A 23,161-nucleotide genomic window follows, 5' to 3' on the forward strand; every position below is an offset into this window, starting at 1 on the left:
CAAAGCCTGCGAGCAGGCTGGCTGGGCGTGAAGCCCTCGTACTCCCGTCCTCGCGTGAGCGATGACAACGCCTTCGTGGAGTCGTTGTTCCGCACGGCCAAATACCGACCGGAGTTCCCCACAAGGGGCTTCGACGACTTCGATGCAGCGCGCAGTTGGGCTGCTGAGTTTGTCCGTTGGTACATGTATGGACGCCCCCGGTGACCTTGCCCCTGTTGCCCGTAGTTCTTAGCAACGTTGTTACGCGGCGTTTTTGAGCTGTGCCGCGTGCCAGCTTTGCTCGAACTGCATGGGACTGACGTAGCCCAACGACGAGTGGAGTCGCCGGTGGTTGTAGAACGTCAGCCAGGCAATAACCTCGTCCATCGCCTGTCGTCGGGTAGCGAATTTTCTCCCGTAGAGCCTGCCAACTTTCAGTCTGCCCCACAGGCTCTCGGTCGGCGCGTTGTCCCAGCAATCGCCCTTGCGGCTCATCGACGAGCGCATGCCGTAGCTGCTCAGCAGGCCGCGGAATTCTCGACTGCAATACTGGCTGCCTCTGTCGCTGTGCAGGATCAGTCCGGGCGCGGGTTGCCGTCTGAACCAAGCCATGCACAGGGCGTCCGTGATCAGGCTGGTCTGCATGTGTGGCTGCATGCTCCAGCCCACGACCTGGCGACTGTGCAAATCGAGGATCGCCGCCAGATACAGCCAGCCTTCTGCCGTCTCGATGTACGTTATGTCGCTGGTCCACTTCAGGTTCGGCGCCTCGGCGGTGAAGTCCCGCTGCAGCAGATTCGGCGCCAGCGGCAGGCCGTGCTCGCTGTCTGTCGTCACCACAAACCTGCGTTTGCCCTTGGCACGGATGCCGTGGCGGTGCATCAACTGGCGCACCCGCTCCTTGCCCACTCGGTGGCCTCGGGCGACCAGCTCCTTGGCCATGCGCGGCCAGCCGTACTCCTGCCCAACTTCCCTGTGCACTGCCCGGATGTGGGTCAGCACCGCTTCATCGCTCAAGCGGCGTCCAGAGCCCGCCTTGCTGGACTGCGCGGCCGCCTTGCGGCGCCGATGCTCGAAATATCCGCTCACACTCACGCCTAGCACTTCGCAGCTCACGCTGACCGGCCAATGCGAACTCACTTCTTGAATCCAGGCGTACTTTGCAGAAGGTCCTGCGCAAAGTACGCCGCCGCTTTCCTAAGAAACACCGTCCCCGGCCGGCTGCAACGAGTAGCCAAAGTGGGCGGCACGACGCTGCAGTTGCTTGACCACGCGCTCGCGGTAGCGCTGTTCGTACTGGTCGGCACCTGGGTCCTCGTATCGCATGCCGAACCGCATCGCCCGGTAGAACAGGATGGCGATCTTGCGCGCGGTGGCCGTCACCGCCTTGGCCTTGCCGATGCGCGCCGCCAAGCGTCGGTAGAACGCGCCGAGCGCCGTCTCGGTGCGACCGACGGTCGATGCCACCAGCCGCAACTGGCAGGCCACCCTGCTGTTGCTTTTGCGGGTGTGAGATGACAGCACCTTGCCGCCGCTGATCTTGCAGCCTGGCGATAGGCAGAGCCAAGAGGTGAAGTGCTTTTCGGTGGGCCAGCGGCTCAGGTCGGTCCCGCATTCCGCGATCAGAGACAGGGCCACGCTGGAGCCGATGCCGTGGATCAGGGTCAGGTCGATGCCGGTGAGCTGATACAGCATGGCCCGCACATCGAACTTCGGGGCGTTCACCTGTTTGGTCTTGGTTCTCGGCTTGGCCAGCGGCGTCTCGGGCTTTGCCTTGTCCGCATTCAGCAGCTGCAGCGCACGCTCGAGCTGCCGATCACAGTCGGCGATGCGTTCCTGGTAGGCATCGAACAGCAGCAACGCCTGCGATAGCGCGAAGACGTGCTCGGGCTGGTAGTTGCCGACCAGCGCTGCGCGAATGGTCTGGAGACTTTCGCGGCAGCGCACGTCGCGCATGGCAGCGAGGACGTCGGGATCCTGCTCGCCGGCGACGATCGCCCGAATAATCCTCAGCCCGGTCACGCCGCTGATGTCGCTGAGCACGTGATGCAGTTGAAGGTTCATGAGGGTCAGGGCCTTCTGCATGTGCTGCATGTGCGCGGCGGCGTACTCCAGGTGCCGGTCGCGGATCCGCATGTAGGCGCGCAGCGCCGCGATGTCACGCGAAGGGCGGAAGCTGGCCCGCAGCAAGCCGCAGGCATGCAGCCTTTGCAACCACTGCGCGTCGTTGACATCGCTCTTGCGCCCCGGCACGGTCTTGCAGTCGCGGGCATTGGCGAGCACGACGGTCAAGCCTCGGTCTTCCAGAATCTCGTAGACCGGGATCCAGTACACGCCGGTGGACTCCATCGCCACTGTCGTGATGCCCATCGAGACCAGCCAGTCGGCCATGCGCTCGATATCGGCGGTGAAGCTCTGGAATGTCTGCACTGGATCGTCGCTCAGCTCCGGCGGGACCGCGGCGACTTGAATGCGAGAGCCGATGTCGATGCCGGCGGCTCGCACGTTGACGATCGGCAGCCCGATCGCCTTCCCGTTCTTGGACATGGCAACCTCCTGTAGGCAAAGCGCCGGACAGGGGAGCGGTTCAAATCAATTTCCTAATCGGGGTCGCATGATGCGCCACCACAGCTGGGTCCGCAAAATCCCCACGGGCCACGTTTTTTGACGGGGACGGATGCCTCCAAAAAGCTGACGGCCACTGCTCCGACGGCTCAGTGTAGGCATCCCCGTGTTTCTTGCCATTGGGACGGGGCAACGCCGCGATGGACGTTTTTTGCGATGTCTCGCTCCATCGTCATTCGGGCGAGCTCAGCGCGCAGCCGGGCCAACTCCATTTGCTCCGGCGTCACCGGCTTGTCGCCTGCTCCCGTGAGCGTGCCGGCCTCGCTCAGACGCACCCAATTGCTCAGGCTCGCCTTGGGGATGCCCAGCACCTTTGCCGTCACCGCCACCGACTGTCCGCCCTTGACCAGCCTCACGGCCTCAAGCTTGAACTCCAGCGTGTACTTGCCTCGAACTTGCTTCGTCATCTCTCGTTCCTTGCTGTGATTTCACCATCAGCTAAGAACTACGTTTTTCGGGGGCAAGGTCACTACGACAAGGCCATGCACGGCATCGACTGGGTCGCGGTGCGCGCCAAGTACGAGCCGCTGGTGGACCGCGTGACCGACCGCTACGAGCTCGCCGAGCTGATGGCGCAGATGATCGGCGAAATCAGCGCGTTGCACAGCCAGGTCGGCCCCGGCGACACGCGGCCAGCCGCTGACGTGCCCGGCCTTGCCGGCCTGGGCGGGCGCTTTTCGCGCGCGCCGGGCGGCTGGCGCATTGACGCCATCTACGCCCACGAGGCCGAGCTTCCGTCCGAGGCGCCGCCGTTGGCCGTGCCGGGGCTGGATATCAGGGTCGGCGACCTCATCACGGCCGTCAACGGCCGGCCCACGGCCGACGCACCCCATCTGCTCGAGCTGCTGCGCGGCCAGGCCGGTCGTCAGGTGCTGCTGGACGTGCAGCACGCCGACGGCAAGACGGTGCAGCGCATCGTCACGCCGGTTGCGCAGATGCGCGAGAACCAGCTGCGCTACAACGACTGGCGCGTCGGCCGCGCGCGCGCCGTCGAGACCGCCGGCCAGGGCCGCATTGGCTACGTGCACCTGCGCGAGATGGGCCCGAGCGACATCGCCGACTTCGTGCGCGAGTTCTACGCCGCCAGCGACCGTGACGGCCTCATCATTGACGTGCGCTACAACGATGGTGGCAACGTCGACAGTTGGATCCTCGAGAAGCTGCTGCGTCGCGCCTGGGTTTTCTGGCAGCCGCGCTCGCCTGGCGGTGCGCCGCCCTACCAGAACATGCAGCACGCCTTCCGCGGCCACACCGTCGTTCTGATGAACGAGGACACTTATTCCGACGGCGAAACCTTCTCCGAAGGCTTCAAGCGCCTCAAGCTCGGCCCCGTCGTCGGCCGCCGCAGCTCGGGGGCGGGCGTCTGGCTGTCCGATCAGAACCGCCTCGTCGACAACGGGATCATGCGTGCCGCCGAGGAGGGCCAGATTGACGCGGATGGCCACTTCCTCGTCGAGGGAATCGGCGTGACGCCCGACATCGAGGTCGACAACCCTCCGCGAGCGAGCTTCATGGGTCAGGACGCACAGCTGGACGCGGCCGTGGCCGAGTTGAAGCGCCGCATCGCCGCGGAGCCCATCCCGGTCGTGAAGCCGGGGCCCTATCTGCGGCCGTTGAAGCAATAGGCTTTGGAACCCCGCGGGGAATGCGTCAGGGAGCGCTGTTGGCAATCGGCGGGTCTTCGGTCACCGCGACGTAGGTTCGGAACATGATTGGCCGTCATGTCGGCAGTTGGTTTCCTGCGACGACGCCGAAGGGCTGTCGAGCGCCTCAAGAGAGCGCTTTAACCGCTCAAATTCCGCGGACTCACGGAGTGCGGTCGCGCCACCGCGCTGCAGGTCGAGCACGTCGCTTGCCTCGATGGTGAAGGCCGTCGGCACTCGCAACAGCGAGTGCCGCATCTTGTCGTCCGGCACGTCGTGCAGGCTGACGCTGATGACGTGTATTTCGGCATCTGATGCGAAGGGGCTGCTAGGCTGACCGCGCGTGCGTAGGATCTCGTCGCGCCAGCGCCGCAGGTCGTCGTTGAGCATGGCCAGCGTCGCCTGCGTCTCGCGCGAGCCGGCGCCGAAGATGAGGGACTCCAGCACCTGCGTCGTCGAGGGCACTCGGTCGCTGCCGTCCACGCGTTCAGCAAGCCCCCGCTCTGAGTTCACGGTCACCAGTATCAGCCGGCGCAGCGTGCCGGGCTTAACGCCGGCAAAGTTGGCGCTCATCGAGCCCACGGCCACCAGTCGGTCCAGCATCAACCGTACACCGAGGTTGTCCGTCACGCCGCCATCGACGAGGTGAATGAACGGGCGCTCCTGGACGTTGCGGTAGCTCTCGACGCTGCTTTGCAGCAAGCGTGCGCGGTAGTCTTGCCCTTGCGACTCGGCTGCAGTAGCGGCTGGGAAAGAGCAAGTGCCGGCATGGTTGCGCACGGTCACCGGCGATAGCAGTAACGGAACGGCGGACGATGCCGCCGCTGCGAAGGATAGCGGTGTCGTCCCCAGGTCGGAGCAGATCAGTTGGAACTGCTCGGACGTGAAGTCGAAGGGCGCGCCGGTGGTCAGGTCGGTGGCCGTGATCATCAGGTCCGGCGCGCCGGGGCGGTTGCGCACATCGGCAAAGGTGCGGCCCTCGAACAGCTCGTCCAGCCGCTGCGCCAGGATCTGGCTGCGGCCGTACCACGGTGACGTGAGCTTGTAGAGCCGTTCTGGCCACAGGGCTTCGCGGATCAGGCGCCCTTCGAAGGGCACGAGCAGGAAGTCGGGCTCGAAGCGGTCGAGCGTAGCATCGCCGAAGGCTGCGTAGTGCGCGGCCAGGATGCTGCCGCCGGACACGCCGCTGATCAACGCGGTGTGATCCAGCAGTGTCGTGGGCTGGCCGTTCAGCGTGAAGCGCGTGGCCTTGAGCTCCCGCAGCACGCCCAGCCCAAACGCGGCCGCCCGCGCGCCACCACCCGAAAGCGTGACGGCCATCACCACCGGCTGGGTAGCCGGTGGTGGCATGGGACGCAGCGGCTGCTCAGGCGCAGACACGGCAGCCAGTGGCGGGTTGATCCAAGGCCGGTAGCTGGAACAGCCGGCCAGCACCGTCAGCGCCAGCAGTGCGGCATAGGGCATCAGTCGTTTCAAGGCCTTGGTCTCCGCGTTCATCGGGTTCGCTTCATCGCCGTGCCGGCTCGTGTTTCACCTGTCAGCTCAGCCGGATGGGTGGTAGCGCCCGGCGGTGCAGGCGCTCGGTCACCCATAGCAGCCCGGTGTGCGCCCAGCCCAGCACGGCGGCCTGGTGGCGGCGATGCAGCCAGTCGTGGCCCATCTGCGCCACCCGTCCGCTGAGGAAGTGGCCCGGCAGCACGCCGGCACGGCCCAGCGTGCCGTAGGCGCTGTAGCGGCTCAGGGAGACCAGCGAGCCCAGGTCGCGGTGGCGGAAGTCTGGCAGCGGCCTGCCATGCAGCCGGTTGATCAGGTGACGCGCCAGGTGCTGGGCCTGCTGCGTGGCCACCTGGGCGGTCGGGGGCAGGGAGCGTTCGCTGTCAGGCAACTGCAGGCTGGCGCAGTCGCCGATGGCGAAGATGTGCTCGTCGCCGGTGCTGTGCAGTCCTGGCGTGGTGAGCAGTTGCTGCAGGCGGTTGGTAGGCAGGCCATCAATGCCGGCCAGCACGTCCGACGCCTTGACACCGGCAGCCCACACGGTCAGCTGGGCTGGCTGCAGGCCCATGCCCGCCACCTCCACGCCAGCGGCCGACACCGAGTGCACGCGCGTGCTGGTGTGGATCTCGAAGCCCAGGCCCTGCAGCGTTTGCTGGCTGGCGGTCGAGATGCGCTCCGGGAAGGCCGCCAGCAGCCGCGGTGCGCTTTCGAACAGGCTCAGGCGCAGCCGGCGCCGCATGCCGGCATCACCGAAGCCCGAGGCCTGCTCCATCAGCTCGCTGAGTTCGGCGGCCAGTTGCACACCGGTGGCGCCGCCGCCGACGATGGCCACGCGCACTTCGTCGTCATGCATGGCTGCCCGCAGCAGCTGCGAGCGCAGCGCGGCGTTGAAGCGTTCGGCCTGCCCCTGGTTGTCGATGGCATGGGCATGCGTGCGCACGCCTGGCGTGCCGAAGTCGTTGATGCCGCTGCCCAGTGCGAGCACCAAGCAGTCGTAGGGCAGCTCGCGGGCTTCGACGGCCACCGAGCCATCCGGCGCCAGCAGCGGTGCCAGCCGCACCCGCTGCCCCACGCGGTCCACGCCGACCAGCTCGCCAGGCTCGAAGGCGTAGCCCTGGCGCTGCGCATGGGCAAGGAAATTCACCCGTTGCAGCTGCACGTCTCGCGTGCCGGCGGCCAGGGTGTGCAGCATGGGCTTCCACACATGGGTGAAGCTGCTGTCCACCAGGGTCACCCGGGCCTTGGCCTGACGTCCCAGCCCGGTGGCGAGCAGCAGCCCGGCAATGCCGCCGCCGACGATGACGATGCGCGGCGTGCTCATGGCTGGTCCCGGGGCTGCCAGGCGCCGAGCGCCAGTTGCACCTGGGCATAGGCTGCGAGGGCTGCAGCCTGCTGATGGAGCTGCTGCTGCTCGGCCGCCAGGCGCTGCAGGCGTGCTGCCAGCGCGGTGGTGTCCGGCTCCAGCCCCATCGCCGCGCGGCGGCTGGTGTAGGCCGAGGTCTTGTCCGCCGCCTGCGCCGCCACGCGGGCCTGCTGCCAGCCCTGCCACTGGGCCTGCCAGCCTCGCAATGCCGACTCGCCTTCGGCCAGCGCGGTGAGCACGGTCTGCTCGAACTGGGCCCAGGCGCGCTCGTTGCCGGCCTTCGCGGCGGCCATCTGCGCGGCGCGCCGGCCGCTGTCCAGCCAGTCCCATTGCAGCACCGGGCCGGCCGCGTAGCGCACCGCGTTGGACTGGCCCAGGTTGCCAGCCGTCTGCTGCAGGCCCAGCGTGGCCGCCAGCGAGAGGCGCGGCAGGTGGGCGCGCTCGGCCAGCACCTGCTGGCCGAGACCGGCGCGCAGCAGCGCGTCGGCGCGGGCCACATCGGGCCGGCGTGCCAGCAGGTCGGCGGGGACGGTCAGCGTGGCGTCGTCAGGCACGTCAGGCAGCGGTGCGGGCGCCAGCAGGCGCTGCAACTCCGCACCAGGCTTGGCCGGCGATTCGCCCACCAGCACGGCCAGCGCCGCCGCTTCCACGGGTGCCTGCGCCGCCCAGCCCGCCTGGGTCGCGCGCAACTGGGCCAGTTCACCGGCGGCGGCGTCGGCCTCGCGGGGATCGGCCAGGCCAGCGCGGGCACGGGCCTGCAATTGCGCCAGCCGCCGCTCGCCGATGGTCACTTGCTCTGCTGCAAGACGTTCGGCTTGCTGGGCCTGGCGCAGCGCGGCATAGCGGCGCACCACCTCGGCCTGCAGCAGCGCCTGGGCGCCACGCGCGTCGGCTGCGGCAGCGTCCACCTCGCGCTCGGCTGCGGCGCGGGCCGTGCCGGCGCGACCGAACAGGTCGATCTCCCAGCTCAGCGCCTGACCCAGCGTGATAAGGCGCCGTTCGGGCGGCCGGGGCTGCCCCTGGTCGTAGGGGTCGACCTCGGTCAGCGCAGGACGCGTGGCCTGGGCCTGCACGCCGAGCCCGCCTTGCGGGCGCGACTCGGCCTGCACGCCGCCGGCGCGGGCACGGGCTTCGCGCACGCTGGCCAGCGCCGCCTGCAGGTCCAGGTTGCGTGCTTCGGCCTGCGCGACGAGGGCGTCGAGCGCGGGCTCGCGCAGGTCTTGCCACCAGGCGCGGTCGGCGGCGTCGGGCGTGCTGCTACGGCCGGTGGCGGCCGGCAGCGGCGCGTCATGGCGGGCCTGCAGCACCGGCAGCTGCGTACCCGGGGTGACCGATGCGCAGCCGCCCAGGGCCAGCGACAGGGCCAGGGCGGCCAGTGCGATGGGGCGGCGGGAAAGAGTTGCAGTCATGGCGTCTTGGGGTATCAGGCGGCCTTAGCGACCGGGGCCGGCACGCGGTAGGCGACGGCGTAGAGGGCAGGGATGAGGCCCAGCGTGATCAGCGTGCCCAGAGCCAGGCCGCCCATCATCACGACGGCCAGGCTGGTCCAGACCGCGCCGCCGAACAGGTACAGCGGCACCAGGCCCAGGATGCAGACCATCTTGGTCATGACGATGGGGCGCAGGCGCTTGGCGGCCGCGTCCTCGATGGCGTCGAGTGCCGGCATGCCGCTGGCGCGGGCCTCGTCGATGGCGTCCAGCAGCAGCACCGCGTTGTTGACGATGATGCCGGCCAGCGCCAGCAGGCCCAGCGTGCCGACGAAGGTCAGCGTCGTGCCGGTGAGCTTGAGTGCAATCGCGGCGCCGATGCTGACGAAGGGGATGCTGGCCAGCACGATGAGGCTCTTGCGCAGGCTCTCGAACTGCCACACGAACAGCAGGAACATCGCCACCACGCAGGCGGGCAACAGGGCCGAGATGGCGCCATTGGCGCTGGCGTTTTCCTCGATCTCGCCGCCCAGTGCGATGCGTACCTTGCCGGCTTGTTGCAGCGCTGCCGTCTCCTTGGCCACGGCGTCGGCCAGCGTCTGGGCGGTCCAGTGCGCATGCTTGGCGGTGACGGTGACGGTGCGCTCTTGGTTGTAGCGCTGGATGACCGAGGGCTCGGCAGCCAGGCGCACCTGGGCCACCTGGCCCAGGGGCACGGTGCCACGGCCGTCCGGGCGCAGCAGCGGTGCGGCGCGCAGCTGTTCGACACGGTCACGTGCCTCGGCCGGGCCGCGCAGCACGACCGGCAGCAGCGTGTCGCCGTCCCGGAACTGCGTGACGGCCTGGCCGGCCAGCAATGTGTCGAGCTGACGGGCGATGTCGGCACTGGACAGGCCGGCAGCGGCCGCCTTGAGCTGGTCCACCTGCACCTGCAACTGCGGGATGGCGCGCTCGGCGTCGCTGCTCAGCTCGACGATGCCGGGCAGGCCACGCAGGGCTTCGGTGAGCTGGGCGGCTGCCGCATGGTGCGACTGGCCGTCGGCGCTGGACAGGCGGAACACCGCCAGGCCCGACTCGGCCGAGCCCATCGAGAAGCGCTTGGGTTCGAAGCGCACCTCCGGGAAAAGTTTGGGCAGTTCCTCGCGCAGGCGGGTCAGCGCCTGTTCATGGGTGGTGTTTGGCGCCAGGCTCAGCACGGCGTAGGCGCGGTGCGAGGCCGGGGTGGGCGGGTTCAGCGCCAGGATGAAGCGCGGGCCGCCATCGCCGACGTAGACCGCCTGGCTCTGGATCTCCGGGAAGCGCTTGTTGTCAGCCAAGGCCGCAGAGATGCGGCTGGCGGTGGCCAAGGTGGTGTTGCCGCTGCTGTCGGGCGCGAGCTCGATGGCCATCTGCAGCTGGCGGCGTTCGGAGGCTGGCATCAGTTCGGACGGCACATGACCGAATAGCCAACCCGCAGCAACCAGCAAGGCCACCATGCTGCCGATGTAGACCGTCTTGTGGCCCAGCACCCAGCGCACCTTGCCGCGGTACCAGCCGGTCAGAGCCTCGACGGCGCGAGCCGTGCGGCTCAGCTCGGCATGGTGGTGGGCGAAGCGCTGGCACAGCAGGGGCGTGACGGTGACCGCCAGCACCAGCGACAGCAGCAGTGCGATGGCCATGACGATGCCCATGCTGCGCAGGTACTCGCCGGTCTCGGTCTGGCTCAGCACCAGCGGCATGAAGGTCAGGATGATGGCCAGCGACGACACCAGCAGCGGCACGAACATCGTGCGGCCGGCCTGCGCTGCCGCCTGCTCGCGCGGCTCGCCCAGGCTCAGGCGCCGTTCCATGTCCTCGGCCACGACGATGGCGTTGTCCACGAACAGACCCAGCGCGATGATGACCGCGCCGATGGAGATGATGTGCAGGTCGATGGACAGCAGCTTCATCACCACCAGGCTTCCCAGCACCGTGGTCGGCACGATGGCGCCGACGATGAGGCCCGTGCGCAGGCCCAGGAACAGCACCACGATGCCCATGACGATGACGGTGGTCTCCAGGAACACCTGGCCGACCTGCTTGAGCTGTTTGCCGACGACCTGAGCCTGGTCCGTGATGGGCACCAGGGCCATCCCGACCGGCAGCTGGCTTTCCAGTCGGTCGATTGCCTCACGCAGACGCTCGGCGAAGCTGGTCACGTTCAGGCCCGGGTCCATGGAGACCGCGAGCACGGCAGCCGATTGGCCGTTGACGAAGGCGCCGGTGCTGGCCGGGTCCACTGGCACGCGCTCGACGCGGGCCAACTGCCCCAGCGGCAGCCAGCCGCCGCGCGGCAGTGCCACGGGGGTCTGTGCCAGCTCGGCGGTGCTGGCAGCGTCGCCGCTGACCTGCAGCGCCAGCTGCGCGCCACCCACTTGCACGAAGCCGCCGGGTGCCACGATGTTGCGGCGCGCCAGCGCCTCGGCCACCGCCGCCGGTGCCAGGCCTTGCGCGGCCAGCGCCGTCATGTCTAGGCTGACCTGCACCTGCTCGTCACGCACGCCATGCAGCGTGACACGTTCCACGCCAGGTAGGTGGTAGAGGCGGTCACGCATCTGGCGGGCTTGCTCGCGCAGCTCGCCGGGTGTGTAGCCGGTGCCGGTCAGGCCCACGGTCAGCACGGCAACGCGGCCGAACTCGTCGTCTACGATGGGGCCGACCGCCCCTTGCGGCAGGCGCGGCTGCACGTCAGCCAGCCGGTTGCGCAGACGCTGCCAGACGGCAGGCAGCGCCTGCGGACCGACGCTGGGCTCCAGCTCCACGTAGCTGAAGGCGAAGCCCGGGCGCACGGTGGTCTTCACGCGCTTGACCTCGGGCAGGGTCTGGATGGCTTCTTCCGACGGGCGGGCCACCAACTGCTCCATGCGCTCGACGGAGGCGCCGGGCACGAGGGTGAGCACGGTGGCGGTGCGGATGGTGACCTGCGGTTCTTCGGTCGAGGGGAAGTCCAGCACCAGCCACAGGCCGGACAGCACCAGCAGCAGGGCGGCGAGGAAGGCGAAGCGCGGTCGCTTCAAGGCATAGGAGGCGATGCTCATGGCGTGCTCCTCAGCGCAGGCGGCTCACGGCCGTGACAGGCTGGCTGGCCGCCAGCGACTGACCACCGGCCAGGACGACCTGTTCACCCAGCTTGAGGCCGCTGCGTACTTCCACGAGTTCACCCTGCAGGGCGCCGAGCTGGACGGCCACCGTCTCGGGCACGGCCTTGCCGACCGGCAGGCGCAGCACCTGGCCCTGGCCGGGGCGTGTCGGGTCCAGCTGCACCGCCCTCAGCGGCACCTGCAGCGCCGCGTTGCCGTCGGCGGGCCACAGCTGCACCGCCACCGCCTCGCCCGTGGGCCAGGCATCGGGGGCGCTGAGCAGCACGCGGCGGGCGCCGCCGGCCTCCAGCCGGGCGCCCAGCTCCTGCACCTTGCCAGTGGCCTCGCCGGCCGGGCCCTGCATCTTCACGGTCTGACCTACCGTCAGCGCGAGCGAAGCCGGCACCGCCAGCCACAGCTCACGGCCGCGGCCCTCGACCGCCAGCACCGGCGCGCCCGCGCCGACCGCCTGGCCGATCTCCAGTTGGCGCATCGCAATGCGACCGTCGAAGGGCGCGCGCAGTTCCGTCTGCTCACGGCTCCAGGCGGCAGCGGTGCGTTGCGCCTGTGCGGCGGCGAGCGCCGCACGGGCGGCCTGCACCTCGGCCTGGATGGCGGTCCACTCCGACTCGCTGGCCGCGCCGCTGTCGCGCGCTGCCTTCAACCGGGTCTCGCGCCGCTGCGCCTCGGCCAGTGCGGCCTGCAGCCGCTGGCCTTCGGCATCGGCGGCGGCGAGCTGGGCCTGCTGCGGCGTGGTGTCGATGCGTGCGAGCAGTTGGCCGCGCCGCACGGTGGCGCCGGGCTCCACCCGCACCTCGCGTACCACGCCGGCCACGGCAAATGCCAGCTCCGCGCGCTCGCGGGCCCGCACTTCGCCGGCAAAGCTCAGCCCGCCGAGCGGTGCCTGCACGACCGGCGCCACCAGCACGGGGCGAGGTGCGGCCGGCGGCGCGGCGCTGTCGGCGCTGCCGCAGCCGACCAGGGTCAGTGTGGCGAGCAGCACAGCGCTCGCCGCCAGAACGGGTGAGGGGAGGGAGGGACGAAAGGCGGACATGGGGCTGTTGGCAGATCGCTGAGGGTGTCGATGGGTTCGCACTCTAGGGATCAGGGTTCCCCTATGACGGAACATATCCGGCCACGACGGGTACATTTCTGGTCTGCGTTCTGCTGTTCTTAGCCGGCTGGCCACAGGGCGTGATTTACTGACGAGTGCTATCAATAAGCCCTTGTCGGCCTGCGAGTCCCCTAGGCATGCGCCCCGTGTCGGCTGCTTGATGGGGCTGAACAGGCCAAGAGGTCTCAACTTTATTGCCATGCCTGAATTGCGAACCGATGCCAATCCGCGCGATACCCGCCACCTGGCGAACCTCGTGCCCGGCGTGGCGCGCATGCTGCTGGGGCTGGCCGAGGACCGCGGCCTGTCAACGGAGCGTTTGTGCCGTGGTCTGGGCCTGAGTCCTCAGGACCTGGCGATGCCCGACGTGCTGGTGTCGCACCAGCAGACCCGGGCGCTCATCCTGCGGGCCCAGCGCATGCTGGACGAGCCTGCGCTGGGTCTGGCCGTGGGGGCGCGCGAGAGGCCTGTGTCCTGGGGACTGGCCGGGCTCGCGATGCTGACATGCGAGACGCTGGGCGAGGCGGTTCACTACGGGCTGGAACGCCAGACACAGTCCGGCTCCCTGCTGGAGCACCACCTCATCGCCGACGGCGCCCGCATGCACCTTACGGCTACACCCCGGGTGTTCGATCTGGAGATCGAAGCCTTCCTTGTGGAGGAGGCTTTCGCTGGCTCCGTCGCGGTGGTGCGTGCGATGGTGGGGCCGAGCTTTCGGCCGGCACAGGTCGATCTGGCCTATCCCAACGAGGGGCACCACCGCTTGTATGAGCGCTTCTTTCGTTGTCCCGTGCGCTTCCAGGCGGACGAGCATCGGCTGACCATTGAGTCCAAGTGGCTGCATGTACGGCTGCCGGGGCATGACCGCATCACCAGCGATCTGGTGCGTCAGCAGCTCAACCGGCTGCTGCATGTGCCCATCGGCCAGGACGACCTCATCGAATCGGTCGCCAACCGCTTGCGTTACGGCCTTCACGAACCACCATCGCAACAGCAGATGGCCAGCCAGGTCAACGTCAGCGAGCGCACCCTGCGCCGCCGTCTCGCCGAGCGAGAGACGAGTTTCCGGGCGCTGCGCGATGACACCCGGCTGCTGCGCGCCCGTGACTTGCTTGCTCACACGACGATGACCATCGCTGAGGTGGCGCAGGCGCTGGGCTATGCCGACGCGCGCTCCTTCCGCCGAGCCTTCAAGCGCTGGACGGGCCAACTGCCCACAGTACTGCGGTCATGAAGGTCGATTGAGGAAATCGGAATTGATCTGACGCCCCTGGGACAGATGACGGCTTTCCCGAGCATCTGCAGGAGCGTGTGCAGCCTGCCAAGCCGCGGTGCGCACCGGCCGCTTTGCTGCTGCGTGATCGTTCATGGTGCCTTGTGTCCCGGCGAAGTGAGTCCAGTATCTGGCGTGTCGAAGCCGTCAGATGAGCCATTGGTGGCCGCTTCGCCAGCAGGCACTGCTGGCGGTGGGGTTGCCCGCTGATGCACAACGCTCTCTGCCGGCTGAGTGTGAGGTCCAGCCGTTGCTCCGCTAGGTACGTTGGGCGTGGCGAGCTGCGGCATGCCAACCATCTCCAAAGGGGGCAACTGCCCATCCACCACATGGAACGGGTGCTCGACCTTCGCCCGCACGCTGGCCTTGAGCTGCTCGGCCTGCTCGAGCAACTGCGCCCAACGGCGCGTGAGGTCCAGCTTACGGCGTTTGCCCGGCTGCATGGCCACATGCCACTGCGGTGCCTGGGCCTCTTTGCGCTTGCCCACGCCGCGGTAGCCCGCATCGCCGAAGGCGTGCGTCTCGTCCCCGCGCAGCAGCGCGCCGGCTTGCGTGACGTCAGCGACGTTGGCTGCCGTGCCCACCACCGTGTGCACCAAGCCCGACTCGGCGTCCACGCCGATGTGGGCCTTCATGCCGAAATGCCACTGGTTCCCCTTCTTCGTCTGGTGCATCTCGGGGTCACGCGTCTTGCCCTCGTTCTTCGTCGAGCTGGGCGCCGCGATGATCGTCGCGTCGACGATCGTGCCCTCACGTATCAGCAGTCCCTGCGCACTCAGGCGCACGTTGATCTCGTCGAACAGCGCCCGCGTCAGGTCGTTGTCCTGCAGCAGGCGGCGGAACTTCAACAGCGTCGTGGCGTCCGGCACCGACTCGCGCGACAGATCGATGCCAACGAAGTCGCGCAGCGCCTGGCTGTCATACAGCGCGTCTTCCAGCGCCTCGTCGGCCAGGCCGCACCACTGCTGCAGGCAATACATGCGCAGCATCTTGGACACCCCGATCGGCGGGCGGCCGGCCCGACCACTCTTGGGATACAGCGGCTCGATTACGGCGATCAGGCGCGGCCACGGCACGATGCGCTCCATATCGGCGCGGAACTTCTCGCGCCGCGTGAGCTTCTTCTTCATCGCGTACTCGGCGCTGGCAAAGCTGCGTTGACTCATGCGGTGATCCTGCCGTCTCCACGCCTACAGCGCATCGCGGTCAGCCCGGATAAAACAGCATTTCCCTAGAGCGGGGCGAGAAAGACATCGAAGTGGACATGCGCACACCACGATCTATCGACCACTTGCTTCGACAGCATGCGGTGGGCACCGACGGAAGGCATGCCCGGTCCGTCATGTTTCGTATATCTCAGGCGCGCTTATTCATAGCTCGCCTTGGTCGTGGGGATTTAGGCTCGCAAGCCCTGCATGCCTTGCGGACGCGCTTCATTCCCATGGGTCGAGCCGACGCCACGGTGCAAGGCCTGCACGCCGTGTCGCTCGACGCCGAGGCGCCATCAATGCCTGATGAAAGAGACTGGATGTCCATTGCCTCGTCCCAACTGAAATCCTTCGCCGCAGTCCTGCTGATCGCTGGAACCAGTCTGGCGACGGCGCAGACCAAGTGGCCAATCAACACCTGGGTGTTTACGTCGTTCAAAGGTAGCGGGGATGGTCTGCACTTGTCCACGAGCGAGGACGGACGCAACTGGAAGGACCTGGGGAAGCTCTACCTGAAGCCTGCCGTGGGTAGCGGCCTGATGCGGGATCCGCACCTGCTGCGCGGGCCGGACGGCATCTTCCGGCTAGTCTGGACCACTGGCTGGGAAGACAAGGGTATCGGCTACGCCTCGTCCAACGACCTCGTGAACTGGTCTGTGCAGCAGTACCTGCCGCTGTTGGAGAAGGTCAAGGGCACGCAGAACGCGTGGGCGCCGGAGACCTTCTTCGACGCGGCGAGTCAGCAGTACGTGATCACGTGGTCGTCCGATATCGACGGTCGGTTCGTCGAGACCAAGTCTACGGAGCGGATGAACAACCGCACCTACTTCGTCACAACGAAGGACTTCGCGACCTTCAGCGAACCTCAGCTGCTGATCGATCCGGGTTTCGACCACATTGACACGACCATCGTGAATAACGGTAGCCGCTACATCGCGGTGTTTAAGGAAGGTGATCGCCAGAAGTCCAAGCAGTGGGGCGCAATCCGCTGGGCCGTCGCGGACGCTGCCCTTGGACCGTATCGCTTGATGCCAAATCCGCTGGTGGCCAGCAAGCGTGTCGAAGGTCCGACCCTGACCGTTTCAGGCAGCAAGGCAAGGCTGTACGTGGACTACTACGCCGATGGTCGCTATGGCGCTTTCGAGACCGGGGACTGGGTCACGTGGTCGGACGTGTCGGACAGCGTGGCTGTGTCCAAAGGCCAGCGACACGGGACCGTATTGCCCGTGCCTGCGTGGCTGGCGAAGAACCTGGAGACTGCCGAGCCCTCCACCGCGCCTGTGCAGCCCGCGCCGGCGCCGCCGGCCGTGCTGGAGGGCTATACCGCCGACCCAGCCATTCGCGTGTTCGGCGACACCTACTACCTCTACCCGACCTCGGACAAGCCCAACTGGCAGACGACCGACTTCTCAGTCTGGTCGTCCAAGAATCTGGTCGACTGGAAGAACGAGGGCAAGATCCTTGACGTGGCCAACGACCTGAAGTGGGCCAACATCGAAGCCTGGGCACCGGACGTCATTGAGCGAAACGGCACCTACTTCATGTACTTCTGCGCGCAGGGCTCCATCGGCGTCGCGACCGCCAAGTCGCCGCTCGGGCCTTTTGTCGACGCACTCGGCAAGCCCCTGATCGCCAAGGGCTCGGGCGTGCAGACCAACACCATCGACCCGTATCCGTTCATCGACGACGATGGCCAAGCCTATCTCTACTTTGGCAACGGAAAGCTGGGCAATGTCGTCAAGCTGAAGTCCGACATGGTGACTGTCGACGGACCGGTGCAGACCATCGCATTGAAGGACCATCGTGAAGGCGCCGTCGTGTTCAAGCGTGCGGGCAAGTACTACTTCATGTGGTCGATCGACGATGCGCGCAGCCCGGACTACCGCGTCGGCTGGGGAACGGCAGACTCGCCGCTTGGGCCTGTGACCTCGCCCGAGAATGGATTCATCGTCCTGCAGAGGAACGGGGTGGCGGTGGGCACGGCCCATCACAGTGTCGTGAATGTGCCGGGTACCGATCGCTGGTACGTGGCCTACCACCGCCATGCACTTCCGGAAGGTGGCGGCTTCCAGCGGCAGACGGTGTTGGCGAAGATGGAGTTCACGTCGGCCGGCGCGATTCGCGCGATGGACCCGTTGCAGGTGCCATTCAAGGCCGGTGACGTGGGCGAGCCGCTCACCTACGGGCGCGGCCGGCCGTAGGTATGATGCCTCTGTAGGTTGTTCACCCGTCCCGGACCTGGGAGGCTGTGGTTACCACATCATCGCCACTCAGGACAGGAAGACGGATGAGCAGCCATAAGCATGCGCGATTGACTCGCGCTGATCGAACCCTGCTGGTCAACAGGGTGCTTCCGGAGGGCTGGACGGTGACTGCGGCAGCCCAAGCCGCAGGCGTGAGCCGACGTACCGCCTGCAAATGGCTGGCCCGCTTCAGGACCAAAGGCCCGAGCGGACTGCTTGATCGCAGCTCCCGCCCGCACCGTAGCCCAGTGGCTTGTTCTGCCCGAGCAGGTGCGTCAGTTCGAACTGCGCCGTCGTGAGCGACTACTGTTGTAGCGCATCGCGCGTGACGCGGGCCGCAGCCTCGCCACCGTGGCGCGACATGTGGCCCGACTGGGTCTGAGTCGCTTGGCCTCGCTGCAGCCTGTGGAGCCGATCCGGCGCTACGAGCGTGAGCGGCCTGGCGAGCTGCTGCACATCGACACCAAGCGGCTCGGGCGCATCGAAGGAGTCGGCCACCGCATCACCGGCGACCACAAGCTCAACCGCCGCCGTGGCAAGGGCTGGTAGGCCGTGCACCTGACCATCGATGATCACTCGCGCGTGTCCTTCGCGCGACTGCTGCCCGATGAGACCTCATGCAGCTGCGTGCAGAACAATGCGACCGGGAAACGCGGCAAGGTCACTGTTCCACCGAAAAGCGACTTCGCCCCACGACTTTCCTGCGCCCCTTGTCGGGCCGGCTCGCCGAAAGACTAACGCTCAGTCTGCCTCGATTGCCTCAATGCTGATCAACCGTTGTAGAGATCGATAACATCGGAACTTCAGTAAGAGGCCGTCATGCCTCTGCGACAAGGCAAGGTGAAGATGACTGCTCCCACGAAGAATTCCGAAAGTACGATGCCGTTTCGGCCCCGGGCTGGCTCCACGATGTGGGACGTGGCTAGGCATGCCGATGTATCGGCCATGACGGTGTCGCGGGTCATCAACGGCAAAGAAAACGTCAGCGATGCGACGCGCGAGAAGGTCATGCGTTCTATCCATGCGTTGGGCTATCGGGTCAATGTGGCAGCGCGTGCGGCCCGTGTCGGAACGTTGCGGATCGGTCTGCTTTACAGCAACCCCAGTGCCGCATTTCTCAGCGCATTCCTTGTCGGTGCGATGGCGCAATGCTCGCGTAGCGGTGCTGAGCTCCTTCTGGAAACTTGCGACGATCTCAAGAGTCAGCGAAAGGCCATTGATCGGCTGATTGCACATGGCGCAGACGGTGTACTGGTGCCGCCCCCGCTCTGTGATTCCCCCGCGGCGCTCAAGCGTTTGAGGGAGATATGCATGCCAACCGTTGCCGTAGCAACGGGCAAACCAGCGGCAAATGTGTCGGCCGTGCGCATCGACGACTACGACGGCGCTCGCGCCATGACCAAGTACCTTCTGTCCCTGGGTCACACGGACATTGGATTCATCAAGGGCGATCCCGAGCATACGCCCGCACAACTGCGCTTCCAGGCGTTCCGGGACGCCATGCAAGGCGCCGGCCTGGTCGTTCCGGATCAACGGATCGTCCAAGGGATGTTCACCTACAGGTCTGGCCTGGATTCGGCCAGACGCCTGCTGGCCGGCAAATCACGGCCCACAGCGATCTTTGCGGCCAATGACGACATGGCGGCCGGTGCCATTGCCGTGGCTCACGGACTGCACCTGCGGATTCCCGAGGACATAGCCATTGCCGGGTTTGATGACACGCCAGTCGCCACCACCGTCTGGCCTGGGCTCACGACCATCCATCAGCCCATCGGCGAGCTGGGCCGAGCCGCAGTGGAACTGGTGGTCGAGCAGGCCAAGGCCATGCGAGCTGGTGAGGCCTATGCCACGCGCCACGCGGTGCTGCCCTATCAGTTGGAGGTCCGCGAATCGACCGTGTCAGTCGCTGACTAGAAATTTGCTCGGGTACGCGAATGGCCCCGGAGGCGCCGGTCGGTGATGCGGCCGAGGTGGTTGAGTGCTCATCGGCGGCCGGCGCTCATGTGACGTCGCGTCGACATTGACGCTTGGGCGGAAGGGCCAGTGGCTCATGGGACATGGGCGACCACAATTGGCGGACTCGCCGGCTTGACATTGGCAGATTGAATAGGTATGTTATCGATCACTGCATGTCGGTAAGATATCGCCAACTGCAAAAGCGACGGGCGTTGAAGAAGTACAGGCCTTGCATGAAGCCAGTGATGCTATTTCTGGCTAGGCGCGCTTTTAAAAGATATCGATAACATAATGAATCGCTTAAGAGGGCGCTCTTGGCGATGGAGACAAAGATGTGGATGAAAGCTGGAACAACCTGTTCAAGCGCCAAAACAGGTCAGGCCGTGGCAGCTTGCCTGATGGCTATGGCGTATCCGAGTGCCCACGGGCTGCTGCGTCGGCATCAGGAATGAGCTTGGTGAGGGCTCATGCGCCGGTTGGCACGAGGGCTATCGCGACCCGCTCTGCGCAGCGGCTTGCGGCGCCGCGATTTTGATCATCTCCGGGAGATTCTGCGGGATCTCCTTTAGGCCTCACTTGCAAGGTGGGGCCCTTTTTACACCTGAGGCGGGTGGGGATGCTCGGAACAGCGACTTCGCGCCTGCCTTGCCACATATGTAGCCGGGGCGGCCCGGCTAGTTGAAACCGTTCGGGTTGCGCGGTGACCTTTCGCCGTGCAATCCGGGTGCTTCCTGTTAGACGCGCAGACATGCCTTGCTGCGGATACCTACAAACCCTAGAGACAAAGGACGTTGGACCATGAAGAGAACGCTTGCACCACTGCACTTCACGCTGCTGGCCCTCGCCGCCTCCCAGGCTTGCGGACAGACCGACAACAAGCTGGAGACCATTGTCGTCTCCGGCCTTCGGGCGAGTGCCCAGTCCTCGGTCGCGGTGAAGAAGAACGCGGTGGAAGTTGTGGATGCCATCACGGCCGAGGACGTGGGCAAGCTGCCTGATCCCAACGTCGCGGAGACGTTGACGCGCATCCCGGGTGTCCAGGGCTACCGCTATGGCGGTGAAGGCGCGTCCCCAGTGGGGGTGGGGTCGGGCGTGACCATCCGCGGCTTGTCCGGGCAGACCGGCTCGCAGGTCAATGGTCGCGCCTACTTCACGGCGGGGAGCCGCGAGTTCAATATTGAGTCCGCGATCCCCGGCATGATTGCTGGCATCGACGTCTACAAGAATCCGACCGCTGAGCATGTCGAGGGAGGCATAGGTGGCCTGGTCAACATCCGCACCCGCAAGCCCAGCGAGTTCAAGTCCTTCACGGCCTCGTTGTCGACCTCGCAGCGTTGGAACGACATGGCCCGCAAGGCCGACCCTGAACTCTTCGGTCTCGTGGCCAACCGTTTCGATCTGGGTGGTGGGCAGCGCATCGGGGTCCTAGCCGCTGGCGTCTACCAGAAGAGCACGGGTCGTTCCGACAGCACGCCCGCCAACGGCGGCGCCACGCTCAGGCGCGTCGTGCGAGCGGACACGGCAGAGTACGCAACGCTGGCGGCGGCGAACTCGGCCAATGATCCCAGCAAGGCCATGGCGGCCTACGTCGGCCGCACGGACGTCAGCTATCTGGCGAGCGTGCCGACCCTGGCCACCTCGTCCAGCGTGGGGGCGAACACGCCGAACACGGCGGGCCTCACGGCCGAGCAGATCGGCAACATCATCGCGGCTCCCGCCTACTCGAACCCGCTGTTCGAAGAGACCATCAAGCGCACCCGCAAAGGCCTTAGCCTGGCCGCCGACTACCGTGCGAGCGACGCGCTGCGCTTCTATGCGGAGTACGACTACACCTACTACCAGTACAACCAGAACTACCGTGCGCTGGGTGTGACCGACGGCGCGAACGTGCAGAACCTGCAGCTCACGCCCTTCAACCTGACGGAGGGGCTCGCCAACCGCAACAGCAATGGCGGCAGCGACGACGTCCTGGTGAGCAAGCGGCTGCTGAGCGGCTCCTTCCTGAATTCAACGTTCAACACCACGGCCAACAATGTGCGGCAGCCCTATGAGACCGGCATTGCCGCAGGCGGCGTGGAATGGCGTGCGACCGAGCGGCTCGACCTAAAGGCCGACGTCAACGTCATTAAGGCGACCAAGCGAGGCGAGGGCCCCTTCGCGACAACGAACTCGGCCCCAGGGGTTTACTGGACTGTCAATCGTGTGGCCGACGGGACACCGCACACCATGACCTTCAGCGGGCCGGATGTGAATGATCCGAAGAACTACGTGTTCAATACGTTCTCTGCGGGCACGCACGAGCTGTTCGACGACAAGGGCTATGCCGGCGCTTTCTCCGGTGCCTACCGCCTGGACGAAGGCTTCATCAGCAAGCTGAAGTTTGGTGCGCGCCTGGCGTCGCAACAGAGCCTGTACACGGTGACCAGCACGCCCGACGGCCGGCTCACGACGGACGGCCTGGCCTTGGCGGCCAACGGGTCCAATGCGATTAACGTCGGCAGCCGCACGGGTCTGATCGTCTACGCGCCGACCAATGGCATGGGCGGAACGGCAGGCTATGCCGGCGGCTTCCCGGTGTACGACGCCGAGCAGCTCACCGGCGACCAGGCCCGGGCTGCCTTCCCGGCCTCCAACATCAGCCCGCTGTCCGCTCAGACTGAGATCCTGGCCTCGCGCCGCTTCCTGAAGGAGCGCACGCTGGCGGGCTACGTCATGGGTGAATTCAGCGCATACGACGATCGCCTGCGCGGCAACTTCGGGGTTCGGGTGGTGCAGACGCACAGCCGCGCCGTGGCTCGCGTTGCCAACAACTTGACCTCGCCGGTCAGCTACCCCGAGGTGGAGCGCACGACGTCCTACACCAATGTGCTGCCCTCGGTGAACGTCATCTACGACCTGACCGACGACACCCTGCTGCGCCTGGCCTACGGCAAGGGCCTGACGCGCGCACCCATCGACCAGCTCAACCCCAGCCAGATCGTCAACCAGGTCAACGGCACGGGCACTCAGGGCAATGCGGAGCTGAAGCCGCTGACCGCCGACAGCGTCGACGTCTCATTCGAGAAGTACTTCAACAAGACGAACTATGCGGCGCTGGGGCTGTTCAACAAGCAAATCAAGGGCTTCGTCAACGGCATCGCCGAGTGTCAGACGGTGGCCACCGCGCCCGCGTACAGCGGCACCTTTGCCAACGGCTGCTCGAACGGCCAATACGCCATCACGCGTTCGGTCAACGCCGAGAGCGGCTATGTCCGCGGGGTCGAGCTGTCCGGCCAGTGGTTCTTCGGCGATGGGCTGCTGAAGAACTTTGGTGCCGCCGGCTCGTACACCTATGTGACGACGTCCAACCCGATCAACTTCGGGACGGCGCAGGCGCCACGCATCGTGGAGACGCCGCAGCCGATGCAGTCCAAGCACAACTTCAGTCTGACGGGTCTGTACGAGGACAGCCGGCTCTCGGCGCGCGTGGTCTACACCTGGCGTTCGGAATCCGTCCTGTTTGGGGTGTCGGTCAATCCGATCGACGGCCGCTACATCGGGGCCTACGGCATCCTGGACGGCTCCCTCAACTACAAGGTGACGGACGCCCTGACGCTGACCTTCAATGCCTCCAACCTGACCAACAAGGGCCTGGATCGCTTTGTAGGCGAGCCCGGCGCCTACCAGACCGGCATCGAGCGTCAGCACTACCTGAATGGCAGGACTTACGCAGTAGGCCTGCGCTACAAGTTCGACTGA

At 66.6% G+C, this 23,161-nt stretch carries 11 protein-coding genes and 5 pseudogenes; 7 read left to right on the forward strand and 9 right to left on the reverse strand.

The features are described from left to right. Nucleotides 1-18: 18 nt before the first annotated feature. Nucleotides 19-189: pseudogene (locus QM732_RS02910) on the forward strand (integrase core domain-containing protein); the annotation flags it as partial. Nucleotides 190-240: 51 nt separating this feature from the next. Here QM732_RS02910 and QM732_RS02915 read toward each other — a convergent pair. The 3 genes and pseudogenes from QM732_RS02915 to QM732_RS02925 form a co-directional block, all read right to left on the reverse strand. Next, nucleotides 241-1,176 (reverse strand): annotated as a pseudogene (locus tag QM732_RS02915) (IS3 family transposase); the annotation flags it as partial. Beyond that, on the reverse strand, nucleotides 1,177-2,526 hold the full coding sequence (locus tag QM732_RS02920) for an IS110 family transposase (protein ID WP_415654711.1): 1,350 nt from the start codon (nucleotides 2,524-2,526) through the stop codon (nucleotides 1,177-1,179). Between the two features lie 227 nt (nucleotides 2,527-2,753). Next, nucleotides 2,754-3,011, reverse strand: a pseudogene (locus QM732_RS02925) (transposase); the annotation flags it as partial. A gap of 75 nt (nucleotides 3,012-3,086) precedes the next feature. Between QM732_RS02925 and QM732_RS02930 the strand changes: the two are divergent. Further along, nucleotides 3,087-4,229, forward strand: a complete 1,143-nt coding sequence (locus QM732_RS02930; protein ID WP_415654712.1) for a S41 family peptidase — start codon at nucleotides 3,087-3,089, stop codon at nucleotides 4,227-4,229. A gap of 60 nt (nucleotides 4,230-4,289) precedes the next feature. On the opposite strand, the gene QM732_RS02935 is transcribed toward QM732_RS02930, so the two are convergent. Genes QM732_RS02935 through QM732_RS02955 form a run of 5 tightly spaced genes read right to left on the reverse strand, consistent with a single transcriptional unit; the run spans nucleotide 4,290 to nucleotide 12,683 of the window. Continuing rightward, nucleotides 4,290-5,744, reverse strand: coding sequence for a patatin-like phospholipase family protein (locus QM732_RS02935; RefSeq protein WP_415654713.1), 1,455 nt, complete (start codon nucleotides 5,742-5,744; stop codon nucleotides 4,290-4,292). Nucleotides 5,745-5,784: 40 nt separating this feature from the next. After that, nucleotides 5,785-7,062, reverse strand: a complete 1,278-nt coding sequence (locus tag QM732_RS02940; RefSeq protein WP_415654714.1) for an NAD(P)/FAD-dependent oxidoreductase — start codon at nucleotides 7,060-7,062, stop codon at nucleotides 5,785-5,787. Continuing rightward, nucleotides 7,059-8,513, reverse strand: a complete 1,455-nt coding sequence (locus tag QM732_RS02945; RefSeq protein ID WP_415654715.1) for a TolC family protein — start codon at nucleotides 8,511-8,513, stop codon at nucleotides 7,059-7,061. Before QM732_RS02945 ends, QM732_RS02940 begins: the two co-directional genes overlap by 4 nt. Nucleotides 8,514-8,527: 14 nt before the next feature. Then, entirely contained in the window at nucleotides 8,528-11,587 is a 3,060-nt protein-coding gene (locus tag QM732_RS02950) for an efflux RND transporter permease subunit (protein WP_415654716.1), read from the reverse strand. A gap of 10 nt (nucleotides 11,588-11,597) precedes the next feature. After that, nucleotides 11,598-12,683: an efflux RND transporter periplasmic adaptor subunit gene (locus QM732_RS02955; RefSeq protein ID WP_415654717.1), complete on the reverse strand. Its 1,086-nt coding sequence runs from the start codon at nucleotides 12,681-12,683 to the stop codon at nucleotides 11,598-11,600. Nucleotides 12,684-12,942: 259 nt separating this feature from the next. On the opposite strand from QM732_RS02955, the gene QM732_RS02960 reads away from it, so the two are divergent. Beyond that, nucleotides 12,943-13,977 (forward strand): AraC family transcriptional regulator, encoded by a 1,035-nt coding sequence (locus QM732_RS02960; protein ID WP_415654718.1) that lies wholly within the window; start codon nucleotides 12,943-12,945, stop codon nucleotides 13,975-13,977. A 362-nt stretch (nucleotides 13,978-14,339) separates the two neighbouring features. Here QM732_RS02960 and QM732_RS02965 read toward each other — a convergent pair. Beyond that, a pseudogene (locus QM732_RS02965) lies at nucleotides 14,340-15,182 on the reverse strand (IS5 family transposase); the annotation flags it as partial. A 98-nt stretch (nucleotides 15,183-15,280) separates the two neighbouring features. Between QM732_RS02965 and QM732_RS02970 the strand changes: the two are divergent. The 4 genes and pseudogenes from QM732_RS02970 (at nucleotide 15,281) to QM732_RS02985 (ending at nucleotide 23,161) form a co-directional block, all read left to right on the forward strand. Beyond that, complete coding sequence (locus tag QM732_RS02970; RefSeq protein ID WP_415659329.1) at nucleotides 15,281-17,425, forward strand: family 43 glycosylhydrolase; 2,145 nt, start codon at nucleotides 15,281-15,283, stop codon at nucleotides 17,423-17,425. An 86-nt stretch (nucleotides 17,426-17,511) separates the two neighbouring features. Beyond that, nucleotides 17,512-18,100: pseudogene (locus tag QM732_RS02975) on the forward strand (leucine zipper domain-containing protein); the annotation flags it as partial. Nucleotides 18,101-18,286: 186 nt separating this feature from the next. Further along, nucleotides 18,287-19,381, forward strand: coding sequence for a LacI family DNA-binding transcriptional regulator (locus QM732_RS02980; RefSeq protein WP_415654719.1), 1,095 nt, complete (start codon nucleotides 18,287-18,289; stop codon nucleotides 19,379-19,381). A gap of 840 nt (nucleotides 19,382-20,221) precedes the next feature. Further along, entirely contained in the window at nucleotides 20,222-23,161 is a 2,940-nt protein-coding gene (locus QM732_RS02985; protein ID WP_415654720.1) for a TonB-dependent receptor, read from the forward strand.

The sequence above is a fragment of the Roseateles sp. genome, assembly GCF_047654805.1.
Lineage (GTDB): Bacteria > Pseudomonadota > Gammaproteobacteria > Burkholderiales > Burkholderiaceae_C > Pelomonas.